Source organism: Streptosporangium sp. OZ121 (genome assembly GCF_051918885.1).
Taxonomy (GTDB): domain Bacteria; phylum Actinomycetota; class Actinomycetes; order Streptosporangiales; family Streptosporangiaceae; genus Streptosporangium.
Genome location: NZ_JBPXMC010000012.1, coordinates 59392 through 83535, shown reverse-complemented (window position 1 = coordinate 83535; position 24144 = coordinate 59392). Strand labels below are relative to the sequence as shown.

At 71.1% G+C, this 24144-nt stretch carries 16 protein-coding genes; 9 read left to right on the top strand and 7 right to left on the bottom strand.

Translation table 11 applies throughout. The features are described from left to right. The first annotated feature begins 831 nt into the window (after positions 1 to 831). The 4 genes from ACTOQ1_RS22205 to ACTOQ1_RS22190 all read left to right on the top strand — a co-directional run bounded on the left by ACTOQ1_RS22205 (position 832) and on the right by ACTOQ1_RS22190 (position 8585). Positions 832 to 4434 (top strand): galactose-binding domain-containing protein, encoded by a 3603-nt coding sequence (locus ACTOQ1_RS22205; protein WP_440069887.1) that lies wholly within the window; start codon positions 832 to 834, stop codon positions 4432 to 4434. A gap of 320 nt (positions 4435 to 4754) precedes the next feature. Beyond that, complete coding sequence (gene recQ, locus ACTOQ1_RS22200; RefSeq protein ID WP_440069885.1) at positions 4755 to 6656, top strand: DNA helicase RecQ; 1902 nt, start codon at positions 4755 to 4757, stop codon at positions 6654 to 6656. 137 nt (positions 6657 to 6793) lie between these two features. Beyond that, positions 6794 to 7456 (top strand): potassium channel family protein, encoded by a 663-nt coding sequence (locus ACTOQ1_RS22195; RefSeq protein ID WP_440069884.1) that lies wholly within the window; start codon positions 6794 to 6796, stop codon positions 7454 to 7456. A gap of 232 nt (positions 7457 to 7688) precedes the next feature. Next, positions 7689 to 8585 (top strand): LLM class F420-dependent oxidoreductase, encoded by an 897-nt coding sequence (locus ACTOQ1_RS22190; protein ID WP_440069882.1) that lies wholly within the window; start codon positions 7689 to 7691, stop codon positions 8583 to 8585. A 73-nt stretch (positions 8586 to 8658) separates the two neighbouring features. Here the strand turns inward: ACTOQ1_RS22190 and ACTOQ1_RS22185 are convergent, their stop codons facing one another. Continuing rightward, complete coding sequence (locus ACTOQ1_RS22185) at positions 8659 to 9276, bottom strand: hypothetical protein (RefSeq protein WP_440069881.1); 618 nt, start codon at positions 9274 to 9276, stop codon at positions 8659 to 8661. Positions 9277 to 9595: 319 nt separating this feature from the next. Next, positions 9596 to 10573 (bottom strand): 2,3,4,5-tetrahydropyridine-2,6-dicarboxylate N-succinyltransferase, encoded by a 978-nt coding sequence (gene dapD / locus ACTOQ1_RS22180; RefSeq protein ID WP_440069879.1) that lies wholly within the window; start codon positions 10571 to 10573, stop codon positions 9596 to 9598. A gap of 93 nt (positions 10574 to 10666) precedes the next feature. On the opposite strand from dapD, the gene ACTOQ1_RS22175 reads away from it, so the two are divergent. Together ACTOQ1_RS22175 and thrS are read left to right on the top strand one after the other, a co-directional pair. Next, positions 10667 to 11272, top strand: coding sequence for a glycoside hydrolase family 25 protein (locus ACTOQ1_RS22175; RefSeq protein ID WP_440069878.1), 606 nt, complete (start codon positions 10667 to 10669; stop codon positions 11270 to 11272). A gap of 68 nt (positions 11273 to 11340) precedes the next feature. Beyond that, positions 11341 to 13308 (top strand): threonine--tRNA ligase, encoded by a 1968-nt coding sequence (gene thrS / locus ACTOQ1_RS22170; protein ID WP_440069876.1) that lies wholly within the window; start codon positions 11341 to 11343, stop codon positions 13306 to 13308. 102 nt (positions 13309 to 13410) lie between these two features. On the opposite strand, the gene ACTOQ1_RS22165 is transcribed toward thrS, so the two are convergent. Then, a complete protein-coding gene (locus ACTOQ1_RS22165; protein ID WP_440069875.1) occupies positions 13411 to 14076 on the bottom strand; it encodes an Asp23/Gls24 family envelope stress response protein in 666 nt (221 codons plus the stop codon). Between the two features lie 247 nt (positions 14077 to 14323). Between ACTOQ1_RS22165 and ACTOQ1_RS22160 the strand changes: the two genes are divergently transcribed. Continuing rightward, a complete protein-coding gene (locus tag ACTOQ1_RS22160; RefSeq protein ID WP_440069873.1) occupies positions 14324 to 14608 on the top strand; it encodes a hypothetical protein in 285 nt (94 codons plus the stop codon). Positions 14609 to 14682: 74 nt separating this feature from the next. Here ACTOQ1_RS22160 and ACTOQ1_RS22155 read toward each other — a convergent pair whose 3' ends face one another. After that, positions 14683 to 16215, bottom strand: coding sequence for an ISL3 family transposase (locus ACTOQ1_RS22155; RefSeq protein WP_440069871.1), 1533 nt, complete (start codon positions 16213 to 16215; stop codon positions 14683 to 14685). A 158-nt stretch (positions 16216 to 16373) separates the two neighbouring features. Between ACTOQ1_RS22155 and ACTOQ1_RS22150 the strand changes: the two genes are divergently transcribed. Next, on the top strand, positions 16374 to 16925 hold the full coding sequence (locus ACTOQ1_RS22150; RefSeq protein ID WP_362846648.1) for an HIT family protein: 552 nt from the start codon (positions 16374 to 16376) through the stop codon (positions 16923 to 16925). Here ACTOQ1_RS22150 and ACTOQ1_RS22145 read toward each other — a convergent pair. The 3 genes from ACTOQ1_RS22145 to ACTOQ1_RS22135 form a co-directional block, all read right to left on the bottom strand. Continuing rightward, positions 16868 to 19177: a hypothetical protein gene (locus ACTOQ1_RS22145; protein ID WP_440069869.1), complete on the bottom strand. Its 2310-nt coding sequence runs from the start codon at positions 19175 to 19177 to the stop codon at positions 16868 to 16870. The genes ACTOQ1_RS22150 and ACTOQ1_RS22145 overlap by 58 nt on opposite strands. A 164-nt stretch (positions 19178 to 19341) precedes the next feature. Then, positions 19342 to 20946, bottom strand: a complete 1605-nt coding sequence (locus tag ACTOQ1_RS22140; RefSeq protein WP_440069867.1) for a glycoside hydrolase family 10 protein — start codon at positions 20944 to 20946, stop codon at positions 19342 to 19344. A gap of 159 nt (positions 20947 to 21105) precedes the next feature. Further along, complete coding sequence (locus tag ACTOQ1_RS22135) at positions 21106 to 23238, bottom strand: elongation factor G-like protein EF-G2 (RefSeq protein ID WP_440069865.1); 2133 nt, start codon at positions 23236 to 23238, stop codon at positions 21106 to 21108. A 288-nt stretch (positions 23239 to 23526) separates the two neighbouring features. Here ACTOQ1_RS22135 and pgsA point away from each other — a divergent pair, with 288 nt between their 5' ends. Continuing rightward, entirely contained in the window at positions 23527 to 24144 is a 618-nt protein-coding gene (gene pgsA / locus ACTOQ1_RS22130) for a phosphatidylinositol phosphate synthase (protein ID WP_440069863.1), read from the top strand.

Sequence of the window (24144 nt, the reverse complement as noted above, 5' to 3'; positions counted from 1 at the left end):
CCCGTCATGTCGCGGGCGCCCCCACCGTCCCGCCGCGCGGGACCTCCCCGAGGGGCTCGCGCCCCCCTCGCGTACCGGCCCCGGACGGGGCTCGAAGGCCCCCGTGGCAGGCGGATCGGCCGGATCGCACGCGGGGCCGCGCGGCGAAGTAAGCCGCCCTTCTCGACCCGTTGACGCGGCCGTAGCACGTATGTAACATTTGGCCAGCGCAATGCAAAAATATTGCAAAGTCCTGTTAAATTCTCTCTGTTCTCCGCAACTTACGGCAGTGATGTGCTGCGCCGGCACGTCCCTCCCACCCCTCCGGAGAGGCCCCAGGTGATGTCGTTCTCGGCATTGCGCGGCCGGTCGCCGCCATGGCGGCCCCGGTTGCGACACTCTGCGACACTCATTGCCCCGCGCCGACGCCGACCCGTGGCCGAAGGCAGGGCCGTCACGGCCCGCGCCCGGCGAAGCGTCCCGCGCCGCAGCAGCCGGTCAGGGGCCCGTGGTTCCGGACGTCTCCCGTCCGGGGCCCGCCGACAGATCCGACCAGGTCCGATCAGATCCGACGTTCACCCATCGCTCGTCCCGCCGGTCGTCCCCACAGGAGGAACACCGGCGCACACGGCGACCAGCACCCCCCCAGCGACGAACGAGGCACGGCACGCGGATCGGCCCGCACAGACCACCCGGCCGGCCCGCCCGCCGGATTCCGGGGACCCGGAAGAAGCGGGCCGGGGATCCGCACCTCGTGGGCGAGGCACTCCCGGGTGCCGAGCGCGTCGCGTGACGGAGGCCACGGGCCTCCCTCCCGACCCTGTCGTTCCAGACGAGAGATAGAGGAACGCAATGAGAAAGCAGTACCTGGCGTTACGGCTGATGGCGGCGATGGCCGCGACCAGCCTGCTCGCTCTGGCCGGGGCGGTCGTCGCACCGGCCTCGGCGGCCGCAGGCCCCAACCTGGCGGCGGGCAAGTCAGCCTCGTCCAGCAGTGTCAACGCCCCCTACGGCGCGGGCAACGTCACCGACGGCAACGCCACCACCTACTGGGAGAGCAGCAACAACGCCTTCCCGCAGTGGGTGCAGGTGGACCTCGGAGCCGCGGCCAGCGTCAACCAGGTCGTCCTGAAGCTGCCGCCCGCGACGGCCTGGGAGACCAGGACGCAGACGCTGTCGGTGCTGGCGGGCACGAGCGCCACGCCCACCACGACCGTCGTGGGCTCGGCCGGCTACACCTTCAACCCGGCGACCGGCAACACGGTGACGATCAACTTCACCGCGACCAGCGCCCGCTACCTGCGGCTGAACCTCACCGCCAACACGGGCTGGCCCGCCGGTCAGCTCTCCGAGTTCGAGGTGTACGGCCCCACCGGAGGCGGTGACACGACGCCGCCGAGCACGCCGTCGAACCTGGCCTACACCGAGCCGGGCTCGGGCCAGATCAGGCTGACCTGGAACGCCTCGACCGACACCGTCGGCGTGACCGGTTACGACATCTACGCCAACAACGCCCTGCGCGGCAGCGTGGCGGGCAACGTCCTGACCTACACCGACACCCAGCCGGCCACCGCGACGGTGTCCTACTACGTCAAGGCCAAGGACGCCGCGGGCAACCAGTCGGGCAACAGCAACACCGTCACCCGCCAGGGCAGCACCCCGACCGGGACGAACCTGGCCGTCGGCAAGGCGATCACCGCCTCCTCCTCGGTCTTCACGTTCGTGGCCACCAACGCCAACGACAACAACACGGCGACCTACTGGGAGGGCAACGGCGGCAGCTACCCCAACACGCTGACCGTCAGCCTCGGGGCGAACGCCACCCTCAGCTCGGTCGTGCTGAAGCTGAACCCCGACAGCGCCTGGGGAACGCGCACCCAGAACATCCAGGTCCTCGGCCGCGCGCAGAGCTCGTCCACCTTCACCAGCCTGGTGGCGGCGGCGAACCACACCTTCAACCCCGCCTCCGGCAACACGGTGACGATCCCGGTCAGCGGCGCCTACGCCGACGTCCAGCTCAGGATCACCTCGAACACCGGCGCCCCCGCCGGGCAGGTCGCCGAGTTCCAGGTCATCGGCACCCCGGCGCCGAACCCGGACCTGACGATCACCGCTCTGACCGCGTCCCCCGCCTCTCCTGTCGAGACCGCCTCCGTCACGCTCTCGGCCACGGTGCGCAACGCCGGCTCGGCGGCCTCCGGCGCGACGAACGTCGACTTCTACCTGGGCACCACCAAGGTCGGCACCGCCGCGGTCGGCGCGCTGGCCGCCGGGGCGTCCGCCACGGTGTCGGCCGTCGCCGGTCCGCGTGACGCGGGCAGCTACGCGCTGAGCGCCAAGGTCGACGAGGCCAACAGCGTCATCGAGCAGAACGAGTCGAACAACACCTTCGCGAGTTCCTCCCCGCTCGTGGTCACGCCGGTCAGCACCTCCGACCTGGTCGCCACGACCAGCTGGACCCCCGGCAACCCGTCCAACGGCGCCGTCGTCACCTTCTCCGTGGCGATCAGGAACCAGGGCACCCTGGCCTCCGCGAGCGGCGCCCACGGCATCACGCTGAACGTCCTCAACGAGTCGGGCACCGTCGTCCGCACCCTGACCGGCTCCCACAGCGGCGTGATCGCGCCGGGTGCCACCACCGGCCCGGTGAACCTGGGCACCTGGACGGCGGTCAACGGCAAGTTCACCGTCAGGACGGTCCTCGCCGACGACGCCAACGAGCTCCCGGTCAAGCGGGCCAACAACACCAGCACCCAGCCGTTCTTCGTCGGCCGCGGCGCCAACATGCCGTACGACATGTACGAGGCCGAGGACGCCGTCGTCGGCGGCGGGGCGGCCGTGGTCGGCCCCAACCGCGAGATCGGCCACGTGGCGGGTGAGGCGTCCGGCCGCAGGGCCGTGACGCTGAACAGCACGGGCAGCTACGTCGAGTTCACCACCAAGGCCAGCACCAACACCCTGGTCACCCGCTTCTCCATCCCCGACGCCCCGGGCGGCGGCGGCATCGACTCGACGCTGAACGTCTACGTCAACGGCACCTTCCTCAAGCCCATCAACCTGACGTCCAGGTACGCCTGGCTGTACGGCCCCGAGGCCGGTCCCAACAACTCGCCCGGCTCCGGCGGCCCGCGTCACATCTACGACGAGGCCAACGTCATGCTCGGGACCACCGTCCCGGCCGGCAGCAAGATCAGGCTCCAGAAGGACCCCGCCAACAGCACGACGTACGCGATCGACTTCATCAACACCGAGCAGGTCTCGCCGATCGCGAACCCCGACCCCGCCAGGTACACGACCCCCGCCGGCTTCACCCACCAGGACGTGCAGAACGCCCTTGACCGGGTGCGGATGGACAACACCGGCAACCTGGTCGGCGTCTACCTGCCGGCGGGCACCTACCAGACGTCCAGCAAGTTCCAGGTCTACGGCAAGGCCGTCAAGGTGGTCGGCGCCGGCCCCTGGTACACCCAGTTCCGGGCGCCCGACAGCCAGGACAACACCGACGTCGGCTTCCGCGCCGAGGCCAGCGCGAACGGCTCGTCCTTCGCGAACTTCGCCTACTTCGGCAACTACACCTCGCGCATCGACGGCCCGGGCAAGGTGTTCGACTTCGCCAACGTCGCCGACGTGGTGATCGACAACATCTGGAACGAGCACATGGTCTGCCTCTACTGGGGCGCCAACACCGACCGGGTGACGATCAAGAACTCCCGCATCCGCAACATGTTCGCCGACGGCATCAACATGACCAACGGCAGCACGGACAACCTCGTCAGCAACAACGAGGCCCGCGCCACCGGTGACGACAGCTTCGCGCTGTTCTCGGCCATCGACGCCGGCGGCGCCGACATGAAGGGCAACGTCTACGAGAACCTGACGTCCATCCTGACCTGGAGGGCCGCGGGCGTCGCGGTCTACGGCGGGTACGACAACGTCTTCAGGAACATCTACATCGCCGACACGCTGGTCTACTCCGGCATCACGATCAGCTCGCTGGACTTCGGCTACCCGATGAACGGCTTCGGCGCCAGCCCGCCCACCAGGTTCGAGAACATCTCGATCGTCCGGGCCGGCGGTCACTTCTGGGGACAGCAGGTCTTCCCGGCGATCTGGGTCTTCTCCGCCTCCAAGGTCTTCCAGGGCATCCGTGTCAACAACGTGGACATCGTGGACCCGACCTACGGCGGCATCATGTTCCAGACCAACTACTCCGGAGGCCAGCCGCAGAACCCGGTCACCGACACGATCTTCACGAACGTCTCGATCACCGGGGCGAGGAAGAGCGGCGACGCCTTCGACGCCAAGTCCGGCTGGGCCATCTGGGCCAACGAGATGCCCGAGCCCGGTCAGGGCCCGGCGGTCGGCTCGGCCACGTTCACCAACCTCCAGATGAGCAACAACTTCCAGAACATCAAGAACACGACGTCGACCTTCACGATCACCGTCAACCCGTGATCACGGGATCCCGTGATCACGTGATCTCGTAGGAAGACCGCGGGAGAACCGCGGTGCCGGTGCCGCCGGGAGGTCCGACCCTCCCGGCGGCACTTCTCCCGTTCGGTCCCTCGTCAGGCGCGGGTGCCCGGTCTCCGCCCAGCCTCCGCACGGCCCCGCCGGACCCCGGTGTCCGGGTCCCGCACGGCCCGGTGCGGTCCGCCCGGCGCGGGTGCCCGGGTTCCACACGGCCCCGGACCGCCCCGGACGGCCTCGGGCGATGTCCGTGCTTCCTGCCTGTTCGCCGCCGACCAGCAGGAAGATCCTCGTACAATGTCCCGATGGCTTCCCCCGAGAACGGCCCCGAGGTGAGCGACGCGTCGCGGGTCCTGCAGCGCGTCTTCGGCTACGACTCGTTCCGGGCGGGCCAGCAGGAGATCATCGAGCACGTCGTGGCCGGCGGCGACGCCCTCGTGCTCATGCCGACCGGCGGCGGCAAGTCGCTGTGCTACCAGATCCCGGCCCTCGTGCGGAAGGGCACCGGAGTGGTGATCTCGCCGCTCATCGCGCTCATGCAGGACCAGGTCGACGCCCTGACCGCGCTCGGCGTGCGGGCCGGGTTCCTCAACTCCACCCAGGACTTCGAGGAGCGCCGCGCCGTCGAGTCGGCCTTCCTGTCCGGCGAGCTGGACCTGCTCTACCTGGCGCCGGAGCGCCTGCGGGTCGACGCCACGCTGCGCCTGCTCGACAGCGGGGTGATCTCGCTGTTCGCCATCGACGAGGCGCACTGCGTGGCCCAGTGGGGGCACGACTTCCGGCCCGACTACCTCGCCCTGTCCGCGCTGCACGAGCGCTGGCCGGACGTGCCGCGCATCGCGCTGACCGCGACGGCCACCGAGGCCACCCACGCCGAGATCGCCTCCCGCCTGAACCTGGAGGGGGCCCGCCACTTCGTGGCGAGCTTCGACCGCCCCAACATCCAGTACCGCATCGCCCCCAAGAACGAGCCCAAGCGGCAGCTGCTGGAGCTGCTGCGCACCGAGCACGCCGGGGACGCGGGCATCGTCTACTGCCTGTCGCGCAACTCGGTCGAGAAGATCGCCGAGTTCCTGGTGCAGAACGGCATCGAGGCGCTGCCCTACCACGCGGGGCTCGACGCCCGGGTCCGCGCGGCCAACCAGGCGCGCTTCCTGCGCGAGGACGGCCTCGTCATGGTCGCCACCATCGCGTTCGGCATGGGGATCGACAAGCCCGACGTGCGCTTCGTCGCCCACCTCGACCTGCCCAAGTCCGTCGAGGGCTACTACCAGGAGACCGGCAGGGCCGGGCGTGACGGCCTGCCCTCCACCGCGTGGCTCGCCTACGGCCTCCAGGACGTCGTGCAGCAGCGCAAGATGATCGACACCTCCGAGGGCGACGACGCCCACCGCCGCCGCCTCGCCGCCCACCTGGACGCCATGCTCGCCCTGTGCGAGGCGGTCGAGTGCCGCCGTGCGCGGCTGCTCGCCTACTTCGGCCAGCAGGGCACCGCCTGCGGCAACTGCGACACCTGCCTGTCGCCGCCGGAGTCGTGGGACGGCACGGTCGCCGCGCAGAAGGTCCTGTCGACCGTGTTCCGGCTCATGCGCGAGCGCCGCCAGAAGTTCGGCGCCGGCCAGATCATCGACATCCTCCTCGGCAAGAAGACGGCCAAGGTCATCCAGCACGACCACGACGGCCTGACGGTGTTCGGCATCGGCACGGAGCTGAGCGAGGCCGAGTGGCGCGGCGTGGTGCGCCAGCTGCTGGCCCAGGGGCTGCTCGCCGTCGAGGGCGACTACGGCACGCTCGTGCTGACCGAGGCGAGCGCGGAGGTCCTGGGCCGCAAACGCCAGGTCCCGCTGCGGCGCGAGCCGGAGAAGGCGCCCAGGGCCGCCAGAGCCGCCACGTCGTCCAAATCCTCCACCTCGCGCCGGGCCGAACCCGTCGAGATGCCGGAGGAGGCGATGCCGGTGTTCGAGCTGCTGCGCGCCTGGCGTGGAGCCACCGCGAAGGAGCAGGGCGTGCCCGCGTACGTGATCTTCCACGACGCGACCCTGCGCGAGATCGCGACCAGGGCCCCCTCGTCGCTGGCCGAGCTGGGCACGATCAGCGGGATCGGGGAGAACAAGCTGGCCAAGTACGGTCAGCAGGTCCTCGACACCCTCGCGGGATCCGGCCGGGAATCCGGTGGCGGAGAGGAAGCCCTTCTGGAGTTCCCCTGAGGTAGAATCGGGCGAATTCGGGCCTGATGGCCCGCGCAGTGAGACGCATATAGGAGCCTGGAGGCTGTCGTCCGCCTCCGGGCTTCTCGCGTTGGCGGATCCCCCCGTGGCTGCGGACTCCCGAAAGAGGACGATCGTTGGCTGACAGAAGGAACGATCCGGTGGTGGTCGTCGGGCTCGGCCGTTTCGGCAGCTCCCTGGCTGTCGAGCTGTTCCGCAGGGGCACCGAGGTGCTGGCCATCGACAGCCGCCCCAAGGTGGTGCAGAGCCTGGCGGGAAAGCTCACCCACGTCGTCGTCGCCGATTCCACCGACATCGAGGCGCTGCGGCAGATGGGGGTGCCCGACTTCTACCGGGCGGTGGTCGCCATCGGCACCGACCTGGAGTCCAGCATCCTCACCACGTCCCTGCTCGTCGAGCTGGAGATCGAGGACGTCTGGGCCAAGGCGGTCAGCCGCGAGCACGGCCGCATCCTGGAGCGGGTCGGCGCCCACCACGTGATCCTCCCCGAGCACGACATGGGGGAGCGGCTCGCCCACCTGCTCAACGGGCGGATGCTCGACTACATGGAGGTGGACGGCGACTACGCGGTGGTCAAGACCCGCCCGCCCCGCGAGTACGTCGGCGTGCCCCTGGGCGAGTCCAACCTGCGGCGCAAGTACGGCGTGACCGTGGTCTGCGTGAAGGGCCAGTACGACGAGTTCACCTACGCCGACGCCGGAACCGTGCTGGGGTACGGGGACGTGATCGTCATCGCGGGCAAGATCGAGCAGGTGGAGCGGTTCACCGAGCTGCCCTGAGCCTCCTGGGCTGCTCTGAGCCTCCAGCTGCCTTGAGGCTTCCGGGCTCTTCCGTCGTGCTCCCGCCGTGTTCTCCCGTGTTCCCGTCCCGTTCTTCCGTTCTCCGGTCCCGTTCTCCCGTTGCGTTCCCGGGGGTTGCCGCGTGCCCGCGATTCGCCGCGCCCGCACCGCTGTGTGATTCCCGCGATCGATCTAGACTGGGCGGACATTACTAGAATGGAGTTCGGTAGCGATGCGATTCGGACTGTTCCTCAGCGGCTCCCAGAAACCGGACGCGTTCGGCGACCTGCGGGAGCGGATCGCCCGCGGGGCCGATGACGGCTTCTCCTCCGTCTGGATGTCCCACACGTTCGACCTCGACGCTCTGACCGCGCTCGCCGTGGTCGGAAGCCAGGTGCCCGGGATCGAGCTCGGCACCGCCGTCGTCCCGACCTACCCGCGCCACCCGGCGGCCCTCGCCCAGCAGGCGCTCACCGTCAACGCCGCCCTCGACGGGCGGCTCGCCCTCGGCATCGGGCTCTCGCACCAGATCGTGATCGAGGGCATGTACGGCATGAGCTTCGAGCGGCCCGCCCGCCACATGCGCGAGTACCTGTCGATCCTGATGCCGCTCGCGCGCGGGGAGAACGCGGCCTTCGAGGGGGAGACCCTCACGGGACGGCTGGGGCTGAACACGCCGGGGCCGAGGGACATGCCCGTGCTCATCGCCGCCCTCGCCCCGAGGATGCTCAGACTGGCCGGGGAGGTGGCCGACGGCACCGTGCTGTGGATGACCGGTGCCAGGACGGTGGCCGAGCACGTGGCGCCCGCCGTCACCGAGGCCGCTCGGGCCGCAGGGCGGCCCGAGCCGAGGATCGTGTGCGCGCTGCCCGTCTGCGTCACCGACGACGCCGAGGCGGCCAGGGCGCTGGCCGCCGAGCGGTTCGAGATCTACGGCCGGTTGCCGTCGTACCGGGCGATGCTCGACAGGGAGGGCGCGGAGGGCCCGGCGGACGTGGCGATCGTCGGCGACGAGGACGAGGTGTCGGCGCGGATCGAGACGCTCGCCAAGGCCGGGGTCACCGACTTCGTCGCCGCCGAGTTCTCCCGGAGTACCCGGACGAGGGAGTTCCTCAAGAGCCTTCTCTGAGGGTCCTGCCGCCACCGCGTCCGCGGATCCTTGCCGCGCGACGGCCTCCCCTCCGAGGGAGGGCCCGCCCCGCTCAGACGCCGAAGGCGCTCAGGGCCGCCCAGGCCGTCCCCGCGCCGGTGACGGCCCCGGCGGCGACCTGGGCGGGCGTGTGGTGGGTGAGCCTGACCCGCGCCCAGCACACCATCGCCACGACCAGCGCGCCCGCGACCAGCGTGGGCACGGCGGGCAGCACGTGGGCCAGCACCACCACGGTGCCCGCCGACACGGCCGCGTGGAAGGAGATCTTCCACCAGAGGGTGATCGGGACCGTCACCGCGAGCGCGGCGAGCATCGCGGTCACGGTGGCCACCAGAAGCCGGGGAGCGCCCAGCAGGATCAGCAGCGTCAGCGCGACGACCACCGAGGCGACCGCCACCAGCAGCGGAACCGTACGGCTCGCCCGGTCGACCAGATGATGGGAGTCGAGGCGCCCGGAACGGACCCCGTTCAGGATCACCAGGGCCGGGATCCCACCGCACAGGGCCGAGGCCACCAGGCCCCAGACCGCGCCAGGCCAGCCGTCGGCCATCAGCCCGACGAGCGGGGGCAGCCCGATGACCAGCACCTGCGGCGCGAACAGCCCGGTCACCCACCGGGCCGCCGCCCCCGCGGTGCCGTCGCCGTCGCCCGCCATCTCCTGACCGGTCATCTCAATCCTTCCAGCGCGGAGACCCCGCTCCCGAGCTTGCCGGTGAGGGGGCCGGCCCGCCCGCGTCGACATGAGGCCTGCGGGACCCGTGGGGCCCGTGAGGCCACCCTGTCAGCTGAGGGGCCCGGGGACGAACATCCACGGGCCCCTGCGGCCCCAGGGTCACGCGGGGCGGTCGCGACGGTGCCCCCCGGCGCCCCCGGCGCCCCGGACGGCGACCGGCAGCGCCCCGGACAGGCGCCCCCCGGAGAGTGACCCGGCGTACCCGCGAGGGCGGCAAACCGCGCTCACGGGCGCGCTCCCGGGTGGGCGGCGGTGGTCAGTCGTTGGCGTGCAGGGTGCTGTTGAGCTCCACGCCCGTCCCCCGGCGGGGCACGGCCTCGACCGCGCCCGAGGTGGAGTTGCGGCGGAACAGCAGGCCGGAGGCGCCGGAGAGCTCGGCCGCCTTGACCACCCGCCCCTCGGGCAGGGCCACCTTGGTCCCGGCGGTGACGTACAGGCCCGCCTCCACGACGCAGTCGTCGCCCAGGGAGATGCCGACGCCGCTGTTGGCGCCCAGCAGGCAGCGCCGCCCGATGGAGATGACCTGCTTGCCGCCGCCGGACAGGGTGCCCATGATCGAGGCGCCGCCGCCGACGTCCGAGCCGTCGCCCACGACGACGCCCGCCGAGATACGGCCCTCGACCATGGAGGTGCCGAGCGTCCCGGCGTTGAAGTTGACGAAGCCCTCGTGCATCACGGTCGTGCCGCTCGCCAGGTGCGCGCCGAGGCGGACCCGGTCGGCCTCGGCGATCCGGACCCCGGTGGGCACCACGTAGTCGACCATCCGGGGGAACTTGTCCACGCCGTAGACGGTCACCTGCCCCCGGGCGCGCAGGCGGAGCCGCACCTCCTCGAAGCCCTCGACGGCGCACGGGCCGTGGTTGGTCCACACCACGTTGCTGAGCAGGCCGAACAGCCCGTCCAGGTTCTGGCCGTGCGGCTGGACGAGGCGCGCCGACAGCAGGTGCAGGCGCAGGTAGGCGTCGTGGGCGTCGGCCGGTGCCTCCGACAGCTTGGTGATGCCGGTGCGTACCGCGACCACCTCCACGCCGCGGTCCTCGTCGGGGCCGAGCAGCGCGGCGACCCCGGAACCGAGCTCCTCGACCGCCTCCTGTTCGGTCAGCCGCCTGGTGCCCGGTGAGGAGGGCTCGCCCAGCTGTGGGGACGGGAACCACGTGTCGAGCACGGTTCCGCCGGTGGTGATGGTCGCGATGCCGGCCGCGTGCGCGCCGGAGATCTGGGCTGCTGCGTTCACGCCGACCAAGCCTAGCCAAAGTGGCCGCAATGGCAGTACGCCGAGGGAGCGTCGGACGTGTGCCCGCGGTGCCCGCTGGCTAGCGTGGCCGCCATGTTGCAGGGGATCGACGTGTCGAACTGGCAGGGCGCCGTGAACTGGGGCGCGTACGCGAGGGGCGGGGTCTCCTTCGCCTTCGCCAAGGCGAGCGAGGGGAGCACCTTCACCGACAAGTGGTTCGGCACCAACTGGAACGGCATGCGCGAGAGCTGGATCGTCTGCGGCGCCTACCACTTCGCCCGCCCCGCGGGAGACCCCGAGGCGCAGGCGGTGCACTTCCTGCGGATCGTGCAGCGGGCCGGTGGGCTGCGCAGGGGGGACCTGCTCGCGCTCGACCTGGAGACCAACGACCACCTCCCGGCGCCCCGGGTGGCGCGGTTCGCCCGCAGCTGGTGCCAGGCGATCGTCGCGCTGTCGGGGGTCAGGCCGGTGATCTACACGTTCCTGTCGTTCGCGCGCAACGGCAACTGCGCCGGGCTGGAGCCCTACCCGCTGTGGATCGCCGCGCCCGACCACCCCCGGGGCCGGCCGGAGGTGCCGAGGCCGTGGAACAAGTGGACGATCCACCAGCACTCGAACAAACCCGTCGATCGCAACGTCTTCCGCGGCACCCGGGCCGAGCTGACCTCCCTGGGTTACCGCCGGAGCCGCAAGGCCTGAGAAATCGCGTTGCCGACACCGGTAGCATCGATTCCAGACCATCCACCGACGTCTCCCAGGGAGCAACCGTGTCCGCCGTGCCAGAACTTCGTATCACCCTCGCCGGAGCCGTGCGTGTGGTGGCGGGAGGCACGACGTACGGGGAGGCGCTGGAGGCGGACGGCCGCTCGGTGGTCGCCGCCCGCGCCAACGGCGAGCTGAAGGACCTCGCGGCCCCGGTGGCCGAGGGCGACGTGATCGAGCCGGTCCCCGCGGGCAGCCCCGACGGGCGCGCCATCGTCCGCCACTCCACCGCGCACGTCATGGCCCAGGCCGTCCAGGAGATCTTCCCCGAGGCCAGGCTGGGCATCGGCCCGCCGGTCGAGAACGGCTTCTACTACGACTTCGACGTCAAGGAGCCGTTCACCCCCGACGACCTCAAGCGCGTCGAGAAGCGCATGCGCGAGATCGTCAAGCAGGGGCAGCTCTTCTCCCGCAGGCCCGTCTCCGACGAGCAGGCCGCCGAGGAGCTCGCCTCGGAGCCGTACAAGCTGGAGCTGATCGGCCTCAAGGGCGGCGCGGCCGACGAGGAGAGCGTCGAGGTTGGCGGCGGCGAGCTGACCATCTACGACAACCTCGACGCCAAGACCGGCGAGCTGCGCTGGAAGGACCTGTGCCGCGGCCCCCACGTGCCGACCACCCGGTCCATCCCGGCGTTCAAGCTGATGCGCTCGGGCGGCGCCTACTGGCGGGGCAGCGAGAAGAACCCGCAGCTCCAGCGGATCTACGGCACCGCGTGGGAGTCGCGCGAGAAGCAGGACGAATACCTCCACCTGCTGGAGGAGGCCGAGAAGCGCGACCACCGCAAGCTGGGCGCCGAGCTCGACCTGTTCTCCTTCCCCGACGAGCTGGGCTCGGGCCTGCCGGTCTTCCATCCCAAGGGCGGCGTGATCCGCCGCGTGATGGAGGACTACTCGCGCAAGCGGCACGAGGAGGCGGGATACTCCTTCGTCAACACCCCGCACATCACCAAGGAGGGGCTCTACAAGCTCTCCGGCCACCTCGACTGGTACGCCGACGGCATGTTCCCCCCCATGGAGCTGGAGGGGGCCAAGTACTACCTCAAGCCGATGAACTGCCCGATGCACAACCTGATCTTCAGGTCGCGCGGGCGCTCCTACCGTGAGCTGCCGCTGCGGTTGTTCGAATTCGGGACGGTCTACCGCTACGAGAAGTCCGGCGTGGTGCACGGCCTGACCCGGGTGCGTGGCCTCACCCAGGACGACGCGCACATCTACTGCACCCGCGAGCAGATGCGCGACGAGCTGAAGTCGCTGCTGCGCTTCGTGCTCGACCTGCTGCGCGACTACGGTCTCGAGGACTTCTACCTGGAGCTGTCGACCAAGGACCCGGTCAAGTTCGTCGGCAGCGACGAGGACTGGGAGGAGGCGACCGAGACCCTGCGCGAGGTCGCCGAGTCGGAGAAGCTGGAGCTGGTGCTCGACCCGGGCGGCGCGGCGTTCTACGGGCCGAAGATCTCCGTCCAGGCCCGCGACGCGATCGGCAGGACCTGGCAGATGTCGACGATCCAGCTCGACTTCAACCTGCCGCAGCTCTTCGATCTGGAGTACCAGGCGACCGGCGGCTCCCGGCAGCAGCCCGTCATGATCCACCGGGCGCTGTTCGGCTCGATCGAGCGCTTCTTCGGCGTCCTGGTCGAGCACTACGCGGGCGCGTTCCCCCCCTGGCTCGCGCCGGTCCAGGTGGTCGGCATCCCGATCGCCGAGGCCCACGCGCCCTATCTCCAGGACCTGGCCAAGAAGGCTCGCGAGCGGGGCATCAGGATCGAGGTCGACGCCTCCGACGACCGCATGCAGAAGAAGATCCGCAACGCGCAGCGGTCCAAGGTGCCCTTCATGCTCCTGGCGGGCGACGACGACATCGCCAACGGCGCGGTCTCCTTCCGCTTCCGCAACGGCGAGCAGAAGAACGGGGTGCCGGTCGACGAGGCGATCGCCGAGATCGCCGACGCGATCGAGCGCCGGGTCCAGGTCTGAGAACCTCCCCGTGGGCGGCCGAGGCCGCCCACGGGTGTACGGGGGGCCGTGAAGCCCCCCGTACGTCGTTTCCGGGCCCCTTTAGCCGGGGCCCTCGGCGTCCTACGCGTCGTTTCCCGGTGCGGCGGGAGCCTCGGGGCCGGTCTCGCCCGGCATGCGGACGTCCTCCACGTCGACGTTGACCTCCACGACCCGCATGCCCAGCATCCGGCTGATGGTCCGGGCCACGTTGGTCTTGACCTCGTTGGCCACGTCCATCACCACATGCCCGTACTCCGCCACGATCGTCACGTCCACGGCCGCCGTACGGTCCTGCACGTGGGCGTTGACGCCCCGGGGGCCGCGCCTGGCGATGCCCGCGCGCTCACGCATCGGTTCCACCGCGTGGGCGGCGTCGCCCCCCAGCTCGGCGACGCCCGTGACCTCCAGCGTGGCGAGGGCCGCGACCTTCTCCACCACCTCGTCGGCCACCTTGATCCGGCCCTTCACCACGGCCGAGGAGACCGGGGACGGCGGGGACGCCGCCGGCACCGCCCGGGCGAGGGTGGGGCGGGGCGTGTCGTCCGGCGCCTCGGACACGGATGAGGAGGGCTCGGGGAGCGCCTCGACCACGGCCAGGAAGGGCTCCCCCGTGGAGGAGGCCGGCTCGCCGGGGGACGGGACCGGCGGAAGCGACGCCGGCGGCTCCGGCGGCTCCGTGGCGGCGGACAGGGACAGGGAAAGGGAGAACGGGCGAGTGGGCCTGCCGCCCGTCTCGGTGGGCGACACGGAAGATACGGAAGATACGGAAGAGGTGGAAGACGTCGGAGACGCTGGGGACCCGGGGGACGCGGTCTCCTCGGTCGGCTCCTCGACGGAGACGTCGGTCATGGGGTGCTCCTCGGCAGTCGATGATCGTGCTTGGGGGATTCTGCCGGAAATTTGCCGCATTCGTCCGTCAATCCCGTGTGACATACGCCGCCCGATTCGTACTGGCATCGAATCCAGGCGATCCGGGTCCCGGGCGGTGGCGCGGGTGAGGACTCGGGCGGGGTCCCGAGCGGCGGCACGGGCGTGGGCGAGGGCCGGCGGTATCGGGAGTTCGTACGACTACATGCTGTCGGCCGGGCTCATGCCGCTCGGCCTGGTGCTCGCCGGGCCGGTGTCCGAGGCCCTGGGCGTGTATCCCACCCTGTACGCGATGAGCGCCGTCGCGATCCCGGCCGCGCTCGCGTTGTTGTGCGTTCCCGCGGTGCGATGCCTGCCGGCACGGCCCCCGGCCGCCGATTCACCCGACGCCGTCACGCCTGGCTCGCGGTGACCACCGATCCGGCCCGGACGGTCGCGGGTCTGTCCAGTGAACGGCTCTGTCTCTCTTTCGGTGGTGACGGAGCGTTAGGCCAAGAGGATGCGGTGGCGGAGCAAGGTGAAGCCGGCTCGGCCGTGCATCTGGCGCATGATTCGCTTGGTCTTGGTGTTCACGCCTTCGGTGCCGCCGTTGTGGAAGGGCATGGTGACGGCCGCGCGGACGGCTTCGTGGTCCTGGTCGAGGCCTCGGGTGAAGGCGTGCAGATGAGGTAGATCGGCGCCGCGCGCGGTGGTGATCCACGCGTCGAGGTGGTCGGCGTTGTCCTGGCGTGGCCGGAGCAGGTCAGCGAAGGTGCGCACCAGCCCGGCCAGGTCGATCATCTCGGGGCAGGTGGTGGTGAGGTCGTCGTGCAAGCGCCGTTGGTCGTCGGTGAGGTGGTCGGGCCGGGTGAGCAGGAGTCGGGCCAGGCGGCGTGGGGAGATGGGAAGCCGGTCGGCTTCGACCCTTCCTTGGGTGATGTAGCGGTAGAGCAGGTTGAAGCTGCCCTGGTAGCCGAGGGCTTTGATCTCGGTGAACAGGTGCAGGACGGGGACGGCGGGCTCGTCGCCGCGGCGGCGCCGAAGGTGGTCGCGGTAGGGGTCGACGAGGGTGGGCCGGTATTGCGGGGCGCGTTGCAGCCGCTCTGGCTCGCGGGCGCGGGCGTAGCGTTTGACGGTGTTCAGACCTAGGTTCAGTCGGCGTGCGCACTCCAGCAGGCCGACGCCTTTGCCGAGGAGGTCGTGGATCTGGTGCCAGCGCTCGCGGGTGGTATGGGCGCGTTTGCCGTCCTGCAGCGGCGGTCCGGCCTTGGCCCAGCAGGCGCTGTGTCCGGCGACTTCTCTCAGGACGGCTTCGCTGAAGTTGTGCCATAGGTGCCAGCGGTCGGCGACCTGGATGGCTTCTGGCAGGGCACGGCGGATCGCTTCGGCGTAGGTGGCGGAGCCGTCCCGGCACACGATCTGCACTCCGGGATGGGCCTGCAGCCAGGCTGCCAGGAGATCGGCGGTGCGGCCGGGTAGGACGTCGATGCGCTCGCGTGTTTCGGCGTCGATGAGCACGGTGGCGTAGCGGTGGCGCCGGCGCAGGGCGAAGTCGTCTACTCCCAGCACTCGAGGTACCCGCGGCTGAGGTAGCGGCAGGCGCAGCAGGATGCGCAGGGCGGTATGCCGGGACAGGTGCACGGCCAGCGCGGATAAGGCGCGAGCGCCGGCACGGCCGGCCAGTTCACGGACCACCACGCCGATCTGCGAGGTCAGGCGCGGAGTGCGCCGCTGGTAGCGCTCCAGCACACCGGGAAGCTGTTCGCGGAAGGTCTGGCGGCAGCCGGGCGTGGGGCAGATGAGACGGCGAATCCGCACCAGCACCACAACGCGGCGGGCATCGATCGGGATGTCGGCCACGCTCCGCTCGTAATAGCCGTGCACCCGCGCCGCCTCGGCCCCGCAGGCCGGGCAAGTGACTGATCCATCTGGGGTCCGCGCCCACACCCGGATCTGCTCGCCCTCGTCTGCGACGTCTTCAATGACCAGCGGCGATAAGCCCGAAAACACCGTATGCACAAGCTCGTCGACATCACGCACGACTCAGCGTGACCTATCGGCACCTTCCGTCACCACCGAAAGTGAGCCAGAGCCGAAAGAGAGACAGAGCCGTTGTTTGTACAGTCCCGAGCGCGGGCGGGGCGGCGCCGGGGGAGGCGCAAGACCGCGGGGATCGGCGTGGCAATATGCTGGCGACCATGAGCAACGAGCCGGAGGCGCAGCACGGAGCGGGGACACCGGACGCGTTCCAGAGACTCTGGACTCCTCACCGGATGGCCTACATCAAGGGAGCCAGCAAACCCACCGGTTCCGGCCCCGAGGACGGCTGCCCGTTCTGCGAGATCCCCCGCATGAGCGACGAGGACGGCCTGATCGTCGCCCGGGGTGAGACGGTCTTCGCGCTGCTCAACCTCTACCCGTACAACTCCGGCCACCTGATGGTCTGCCCCTACCGGCACGTGCCGGACTACACGGACCTGGACGAGGCCGAGACCTTCGAGCTCGCCGACTTCACCCGGCGGGCGCTGGTCGCCCTGCGCAAGGCCAGCGGCGCGCAGGGCTTCAACGTGGGCATGAACCTGGGCGGTGTGGCGGGCGCCGGGATCGCCGCCCACCTGCACCAGCACGTGGTGCCCCGGTGGGGCGGCGACACCAACTTCATGCCCGTCGTCGGCCAGACCAGGGTGCTTCCTCAGCTGCTGCGCGACACCAGGGAGTTGCTCGCCGGCTCCTGGCCCGGGTCGTCGTAGCGCGAGGCGCCGTCGTCCAGGGCCCGGATGCCCGCCGACAGCGTCAGCGGCACGGCGAGCGCCAGCGCCATGGACAGCACCGCGGCGCCCGAGTCGTTGACCAGCATGCCGACCACCCCGCTGACCAGGGTGCCGATCAGCCCGGCCTTCAGTGCGGGGGAGTGCGCGAACGCGGCGGGCAGCACCCCCGCGGTCGCCTGCTCGGGGCGCAGCAGCGCGTAGACGAGGAACGCCACCGCGGCGATCACGACCGGCATCAGGTTGGGGCTGAGCAGGGTGCCCAGCATCGCGCCGAGCTTGCGGCCGATCACCTCCATGGCCTCGCCGGTGAACACCTGGCCGACGAAGCGGCCCAGGTGCGTCTGTGAGCCCGGCGGGCGCAGGTAGTCGAGGTAGGCGATGGACATCACGATGACGCCGCCCGCCACGCAGAACGCGCCCAGCTTGACGATCGAGACCCGCCTGCCCGCGATCAGCAGCGCGGTCACCGCGATGCCCGGCACGAACGCGATCACCCCGCCGAAGTCGCTGCCCACGCCCGGCCAGCCGCCCAGGATCATCGCGAAGCCGCCCAGCACCGCCACGACGGCGGCGGCCACGATGCTCGCTCGGCTCCCGCGCGCGGGCCGATCCGCCACGACCGCGACGCTCGCTCGGCTCCCGCCCGCCGGCCGATCCGCCGCGACGTCGCCCGCCGAACCCGCGCGGTCGCCGGGTGCCCTCTGCTCCGCCAAGGAGCCGCCCGCCGGACCGCCTGGCGCCGGCCGATCCACCCGGGTGGCGGCCGGTGCGCCCGCGCGGTCCCCGCGCGTCAGCCGGTGCGCGATCGTGGCGGCCAGCAGCAGCACCGAGGTGGCGAAGAGCGCGAACGGGATGTTGCCCAGGCCGTAGTAGCGGGCCCCGACCACGGCGCTGTAGCCCATCACGCTGTTGAGCTGCAGGGTCGTCCCGGTCAGCAGGTCGCCCGCCAGCACCGTCGCGGTCACCCCGGCCACCACCGCCAGCGGCCCGAGCGGCGCCCGGCGCCAGGGCCCCGCCAGCGCCGCCGCGGCCAGCAGCAGCGCGCATCCGGCGATCCCGCCGACCAGCGCGAGCACCGGCGATCCCGCGTGGTGCCAGGGGGTGAGGTTCACCAGGTACGTCGACACGGGCACCGAGGCCAGCACCACCGCGGCCACCCGGATGCCGGTCAGCCCTCGCCTGCGGCGCAGCAGCAGGAACGCGGTCAGGTAGAAGGCGACCTGCAGCACCGCGACCGCGGTGAAGAAGATCCCGCCCACGTTCCTGATCGTCTCCCCGGCCACGTCGGCCCGCTCCAGCTCGACGCGCGCCGCCTCGGTGCCGCCGGTGCGTCTCTCGCTCGCCTGCCAGGGCACCCCGATCACGCCCGGAGGCGTCGCGATCCCCGTCAGGGAGAGCATCGTCGCGGTGATGTCCGGCAGGATCGTGGTGTCGTCGCGGTGGGTGGAGGCGGCCCCCAGGAAGCGACCGGAGACGTCTCCGTCGCGCATCATGGCCACCCGCAGGTGCGGGTTGCCGCCGTGGTCGGACAGGCCCGCCAGCAGCACGCTGACATCCTTGGGCAGCACGGTCAGCACCGCCCCCGCCTTGGCGTCGGCCAGGCGCAGCGCCGCGGCCCTTGCCTGCGCGGTGAGCCGGTCCTCGTCCCGTGACAGCCGCTCGCCGGTCACGTACGGCCGGATCAGGTCGTCGACGTCGACGGCCATCACCCGGCACCTGGTGAGCACGTCGGAGCGGATCTGCGCGGGGGAGGGGGCGTACACGTCGACCCTGCCCGAGCGGTCGGCCAGCGCCAGCGCGGCCCCGGGGCCGATCGCCAGCGTGCAGTCACCGGCGGCGTGGACGGCCTCGCCGAGGGCGCCCGCGTTGCGCTGGCCGGCGACGTCGTGCAGGTATCCGTAGTCGGGGATGATCGCGCCCGCCTGGTCGGACTCGGGCAGCGGGGGCAGCCCGCAGCCGTAGCCGACCGCGGACCTCACCCCGGCCGACACCGTCAGCCATCCGTCGTAGGGGCAGGTCACCCTGCCCACCGCGCGGACCGACAGGGATCCGACCGCGCTCAGCCCGGCCAGCTGCCACAGGTTCGGGGTGCCGGTGGGGCTGAGATCACTCCACCGCAGGCCGGGAACGCCGATCAGCATCACCCGCCCGTCCGCCTGCGTGGCGGAGTGCGCGGCCCCCGGCCACAGCAGGCCCAGCACCATCGCAAACGCGACGAGCGTCCGCTTCACGAACGACCTCCCCTTCAGCTCCTGCCAAGTGCTGGCACCGTAGGGGAAGATCGTGCCACGGGTCCAGCCGCCCGGGGGAACGGCGGGTCGCCGCCGCGCCCGGGGTCCGGGTCCTCGCGGGGGCGTTCTCGTCCGCCGTCCGCGCGGGGAGCCCCGGGCGGGGCTCAGGTCCCGGCGGGCGCGCTCTCGTTCTGCAGGCGGTCGAGGGCGGTGACCAGGTAGGTGCCGCCGCCCGCCGCGGTGAAGGCCTGGCGGTCGCCGGCCGCCGCGGGCACGATCGCGACCAGGTTGCGGGCGTCGGCGGTGGCGCACTCTCCCGGCTTGCCCGAGGCGATCCGGTAGACCGCGTACGAGCGGGCGTCCGGGGAGCTCTTCCAGCTCAGCGAGGTGCCCTGGAGCCGCACGTCGGCGGGCTTGGCCGGGGCCTGGCCGCCCCGGTCCCTCATCAGCGGCAGCAGCGCCGGGCGGCCGTAGTGGTCCTTCACGACGCGGTCGAGCGCGCCCAGCGGGTTGGTGGAGAGCTGCTTGGCGCTGAAGTAGACGTCGCCGGAGACCTGCCCGTACTTGCGGTTGCGCGTGAGGTGGGAGGACATCTCACCGGGCCTGGTCCAGGCGGCGGTGTCGGTGGCGCCGACCCGGTACAGGCCCTGGCCGATGTAGAGCTGCACCCCGGTGCCCTTGACCTCGTTCGCCCACCAGGGCATCAGCACGTCGTAGTCGGCGATCTTGAACCCGCGCGGCCAGTACAGCTGGGGGATGACGTAGTCGACCGTGCCCTTCTTGATCCAGTGGCGGGCGTCGGCGTAGATGGAGTCGTACGCGGACATGCCGCCGGTGGCCGAGCCGGTGGGGTCCTCGGACTTGTTGCGCCAGATCCCGAACGGGCTGACGCCGAACTTCACGCTGTTCCTGACCTCGTGCACGGTCTTGTCGACCTGCGCGATCAGCTTGTTGACGTTGGCGCGGCGCCAGTCGGCGAGCTTGGTGCCCTTGCCGTACTTGGCGAAGGCGGCGCCGTCGGCGAACTTCGCGCCCGCGACGGGGTAGGGGTAGAAGTAGTCGTCGAAGTGGACCCCGTCGACGTCGTAGCGGGTCACCACGTCCTTGACGACCTTGGTGACGTAGTCGCGGACCGCGGGAAGGCCGGGGTTGTAGTAGGCCAGATCCCCGTATTTCACGATCCACTCGGGGTGCAGCCGGGCGGGGTGCCCGGCGGGCAGCTTGGACAGGTCGCCGTCGGCGGACGCGCGGTAGGGGTTGAACCACGCGTGGAACTCCAGGCCGCGCCGGTGGGCCTCGGCGACGAGGAAGGGCAGCGGGTCCCAGCCGGGGTCCTTGCCCGCCGTACCGGTCAGATACTGCGACCACGGCTCCAGGTCCGACTTGTACAGCGCGTCGGACGCGGGGCGGACCTGGACGAACACCGCGTTGAACCGCCGCTTGACCGCGTTGTCGAGGATCTTGACGTACTCGGCTCGCTGGCGGGCCGGGGACAGGCCGGTCCGCGAGGGCCAGTCGATGTTCTTGACGGTGGCGATCCACACCCCGCGCAGCTGCCGCTTGGGATACCTCGCGTCCACCTCGCACCGGGCCGACGCGGAGGCGGCGGTCGTCGCGCCCGTCGTCGAGTCGACCGTCTCGGCCGAGACCGCCGAGCTCTTCGCGGCCTTCGGCCGGGCGGGCGCGGCGTCGGGGCCGAAGGTGTAGGCGGCTCCCGTGGTCAGGACGGCGAGCGCGGCAGCGGCCAGGAGAGGGCGTCCGTATCGCATGGTTCCCCAGTGTGGCACCAGCGCCGGTGTGCTCTGACCGGAAAAACGAAATCCTTTCGTGATGGCTCTGTTACATGTGTGCATGCTGGGAGACGTGCGCCGGGCGGTGCGCGCTCCGCGGGGGGCGGGGCTCCGTCCGGCGCACGTCTCACCGCCCCGTCAGCCGGTGACTTTGTCCATCAGATGCGAAGGAAGCGGCTCGTAGCGCAGGAAGGCCCGCCGGAACGTCCCGGTCCCGTGTGACATGGATCTCAGATCGATCGAGTATCGCGTGATCTCCAGCTCGGGCACCTCGGCCCTGACCAGGGTGCGCCCCACGCCCACCGGCTCCGTGCCGAGCACGCGGCCCCGGCGCGAGGAAAGGTCGGACATCACCGCGCCGACGTGGTCGTCGGAGACCAGGATGGACACCTCGTCGACCGGTTCGAGCAGCAGCGTGGGCACCTTGGCCGCGGCCTCCTTCAGCGCGAGCGCCCCGGCGATCTGGAACGCCATGTCGGAGGAGTCGACCGAGTGGGCCTTGCCGTCGTACAGCGTCACCCGCACGTCCACCATGGGATACCCGGCGAGCACCCCGCGCTGCATCTGGGTGCGCACCCCCTTCTCCACCGAGGGGATGAACTGGCGCGGCACCACGCCACCGACGATCTTGTCCACGAACTCGAAGCCGCCGCCGGACGGCAGGGGCTCGACCTCCAGGTGGCAGACGGCGAACTGGCCGTGGCCGCCGGTCTGCTTGACGTTGCGGCCCAGGGCCTGGCAGCTGCCGCCGAAGGTCTCCCTGAGCGGCACCCGCAGCTCGGTCTTCTCCACCTCCACGCCGTGCCGCCTGCTCAGCCGGTCGAGCAGCACGTCGGTGTGGGCCTCGCCCATGCACCACAGCACGAGCTGGCGGGTCTCGGGGTTGTTCTCCAGCCGGAGCGTCGGGTCCTCGGCGACCAGCCGCTGCAGCGCCTGGCCCAGCTTGTCGTCGTCGGCCTTGGACCTGGGCTGGATCGCCACGGGCAGCAGCGGCTCCGGCATGGTCCAGGCCGTCATCAGCAGCGGGTTCTCCCGGTCCGACAGGGTGTCGCCGGTCTCCGCGCGCGACAGCTTGGCCACCGCCGCGATGTCCCCGGCCACGCACTTGGCGGTCGTCCGCTGGTGCTTGCCCAGCGGCGAGGAGAGCGCGCCGATGCGCTCGTCCACGTCGTGGTCCTCGTGCCCGCGGTCGGACAGGCCGTGCCCCGAGACGTGCACCGTCATGTCCGGGCGCAACGTGCCGGAGAAGACCCGTACCAGGCTGATCCTGCCCACGTACGGGTCGCTGGTGGTCTTGATGACCTCGGCGACCAGTGGCCCGTCGGGGTCGCAGGTGATGCCGGAGACGGGCCGGCCGTCGATCGACATGATCTCCGGCATGGGGTGCTCGGGCGGGGAGGGGAACCCCTGGGTGACGAGCTCCAGGACCTCCAGCGCCCCCACGCCGGTCCCCGTGGCCAGCACCGGGTAGAAGCCGCCGCGCGCGACGGCCTTCTCCAGGTCCTCGATCAGGGCCTTGGTGTCGATCTCCTCGCCGGAGAGGTAACGGTCCATCAGGGACTCGTCCTCGCTCTCCTGGATGACGCCCTCGATCAGGGCGCCCCGGTAGACCTCGATCTGGTCGGCGTAGGCGGGGCCGGGGGAGTTCTCGCTCCGGGTGCCGGTCGCGTAGTTGTAGAACTTCTGGCTCAGCAGGCCGATCAGGCCGTTCACCTTGCCGTTGGTCACCACCGGCAGGTACAGCGGCGAGACGCCGTCGCCGAAGGCGTCCTGGCAGGCGGCGAGGGCGTCCTCGAAGTTCGCCCGCTGATGGTCGATCTTGGTGATCACGACCGCGCGGGGCATCCCGACCGCCGCGCACTCGTCCCAGAGCATCCTGGTCAGGCCGTCCACGCCCTCGACGGCCGAGACGACGAACAGTGCCGCGTCGGCCCCGCGCAGCCCGGCGCGCAGGTCGCCGACGAAGTCGGCGTAACCGGGGGTGTCCAGCAGATTGATCTTGATGTCGTTGTGGACCACGGGGGCCACGGTCAGGTTCACCGAGCGTTGCTGGCGCACCTCGACCTCGTCGAAGTCGCTGACGGTCGTGCCGTCCTCGACCCTGCCGGGCCGCTGGACGGTCCGTGTCGCGGCCAGCAGCGCCTCCACAAGTGTTGTCTTCCCGGCACCGGAATGGCCGACCAGCACGACGTTTCGTATCATGCCCGGCTGGTCGGCCGCGGGTGCCCTCCCCGCGGCTCCCGCTGTTCCGCCGGTCGCTCTTTCCGCCACATCGCCTCCCGCGTCGTTGCCGAAGGGGCGCGGCCTGGTGGGGCCACACCCCCGGGGTCCGCTGCCGAGCTCGCGCACCGCGCGGACTCGGTCTGTTCACCAAATACCCATGTGGCGAATATCACAAGAGGGATGTGGCGATCCTCTTGCGATAGGCGGACCTGATCGCTAACCGTCCAGGCCGTCCCGGCGGCTCCGCGCCGCCCTCGCGAACGCCGTTCTCCCGTGGCTCGCCGCCCCCGTCGCCGATGCGCGCTCGCAGGCCCGGTGGCCTACGATCGGAGCGCCATGCTGAAACTTCTGCGCCCCGCCGTCACCAGGCTCTTGACCCCGCTGGGCAGGGCACTGACCCGCCGCGGGATCAGCCCCAACGCGGTCACCGCCGCCGGCACGCTCGGCACCGTCGCCGCGGCCCTGTTCTTCTACCCGCGGGGCCAGTTGTTCGTGGGCACGTTGGTGATCACCTTCTTCGTGCTGGCCGACCTCCTCGACGGGGTGATGGCCAGGATGACGGGTCCGGGAAGCACCTGGGGCGCCTTCCTCGACTCCACCCTCGACCGGGTGGGCGACGCGGGCATCTTCTCCGGGCTGGTGTTCTGGTTCGTCCTGAGCGGGCAGCGGGTGCTTGCGGGGGTCGCCCTGTTCTGCCTCGTCGCGGGGGCGGTGGTCTCGTACGTCAAGGCCAGGGCCGAGGCGCTGGGCATGACGTGCGACGTCGGCCTCGCCGAGCGGCCGGAACGCCTGGTCGTCGGCCTGGTCTCCGCCGGTCTCGGCGGCCTCGGCGTGCCGTACATCCTGGCCGCGGGGCTCTGGCTGCTCGCCGCCGCCAGCGCGGTCACGGTCGGCCAGCGCCTGCTGCACGTGCGCCGGCAGGCCGTTTCCCACCCGCCACGGACCCTCCGCTGA

Bases quoted from the DNA above. Each gene is read 5' to 3' on its own strand.
- ACTOQ1_RS22205 (WP_440069887.1), top strand. From the start codon at position 832: ATGAGAAAGCAGTACCTGGCGTTACGGCTGATGGCGGCGATGGCCGCG.
- ACTOQ1_RS22185 (WP_440069881.1), bottom strand. From the start codon at position 9,276: ATGACCGGTCAGGAGATGGCGGGCGACGGCGACGGCACCGCGGGGGCG.
- pgsA (WP_440069863.1), top strand. From the start codon at position 23,527: ATGCTGAAACTTCTGCGCCCCGCCGTCACCAGGCTCTTGACCCCGCTG.
- ACTOQ1_RS22190 (WP_440069882.1), top strand. From the start codon at position 7,689: ATGCGATTCGGACTGTTCCTCAGCGGCTCCCAGAAACCGGACGCGTTC.
- ACTOQ1_RS22175 (WP_440069878.1), top strand. From the start codon at position 10,667: ATGTTGCAGGGGATCGACGTGTCGAACTGGCAGGGCGCCGTGAACTGG.
- ACTOQ1_RS22150 (WP_362846648.1), top strand. From the start codon at position 16,374: ATGAGCAACGAGCCGGAGGCGCAGCACGGAGCGGGGACACCGGACGCG.
- ACTOQ1_RS22140 (WP_440069867.1), bottom strand. From the start codon at position 20,946: ATGCGATACGGACGCCCTCTCCTGGCCGCTGCCGCGCTCGCCGTCCTG.
- recQ (WP_440069885.1), top strand. From the start codon at position 4,755: ATGGCTTCCCCCGAGAACGGCCCCGAGGTGAGCGACGCGTCGCGGGTC.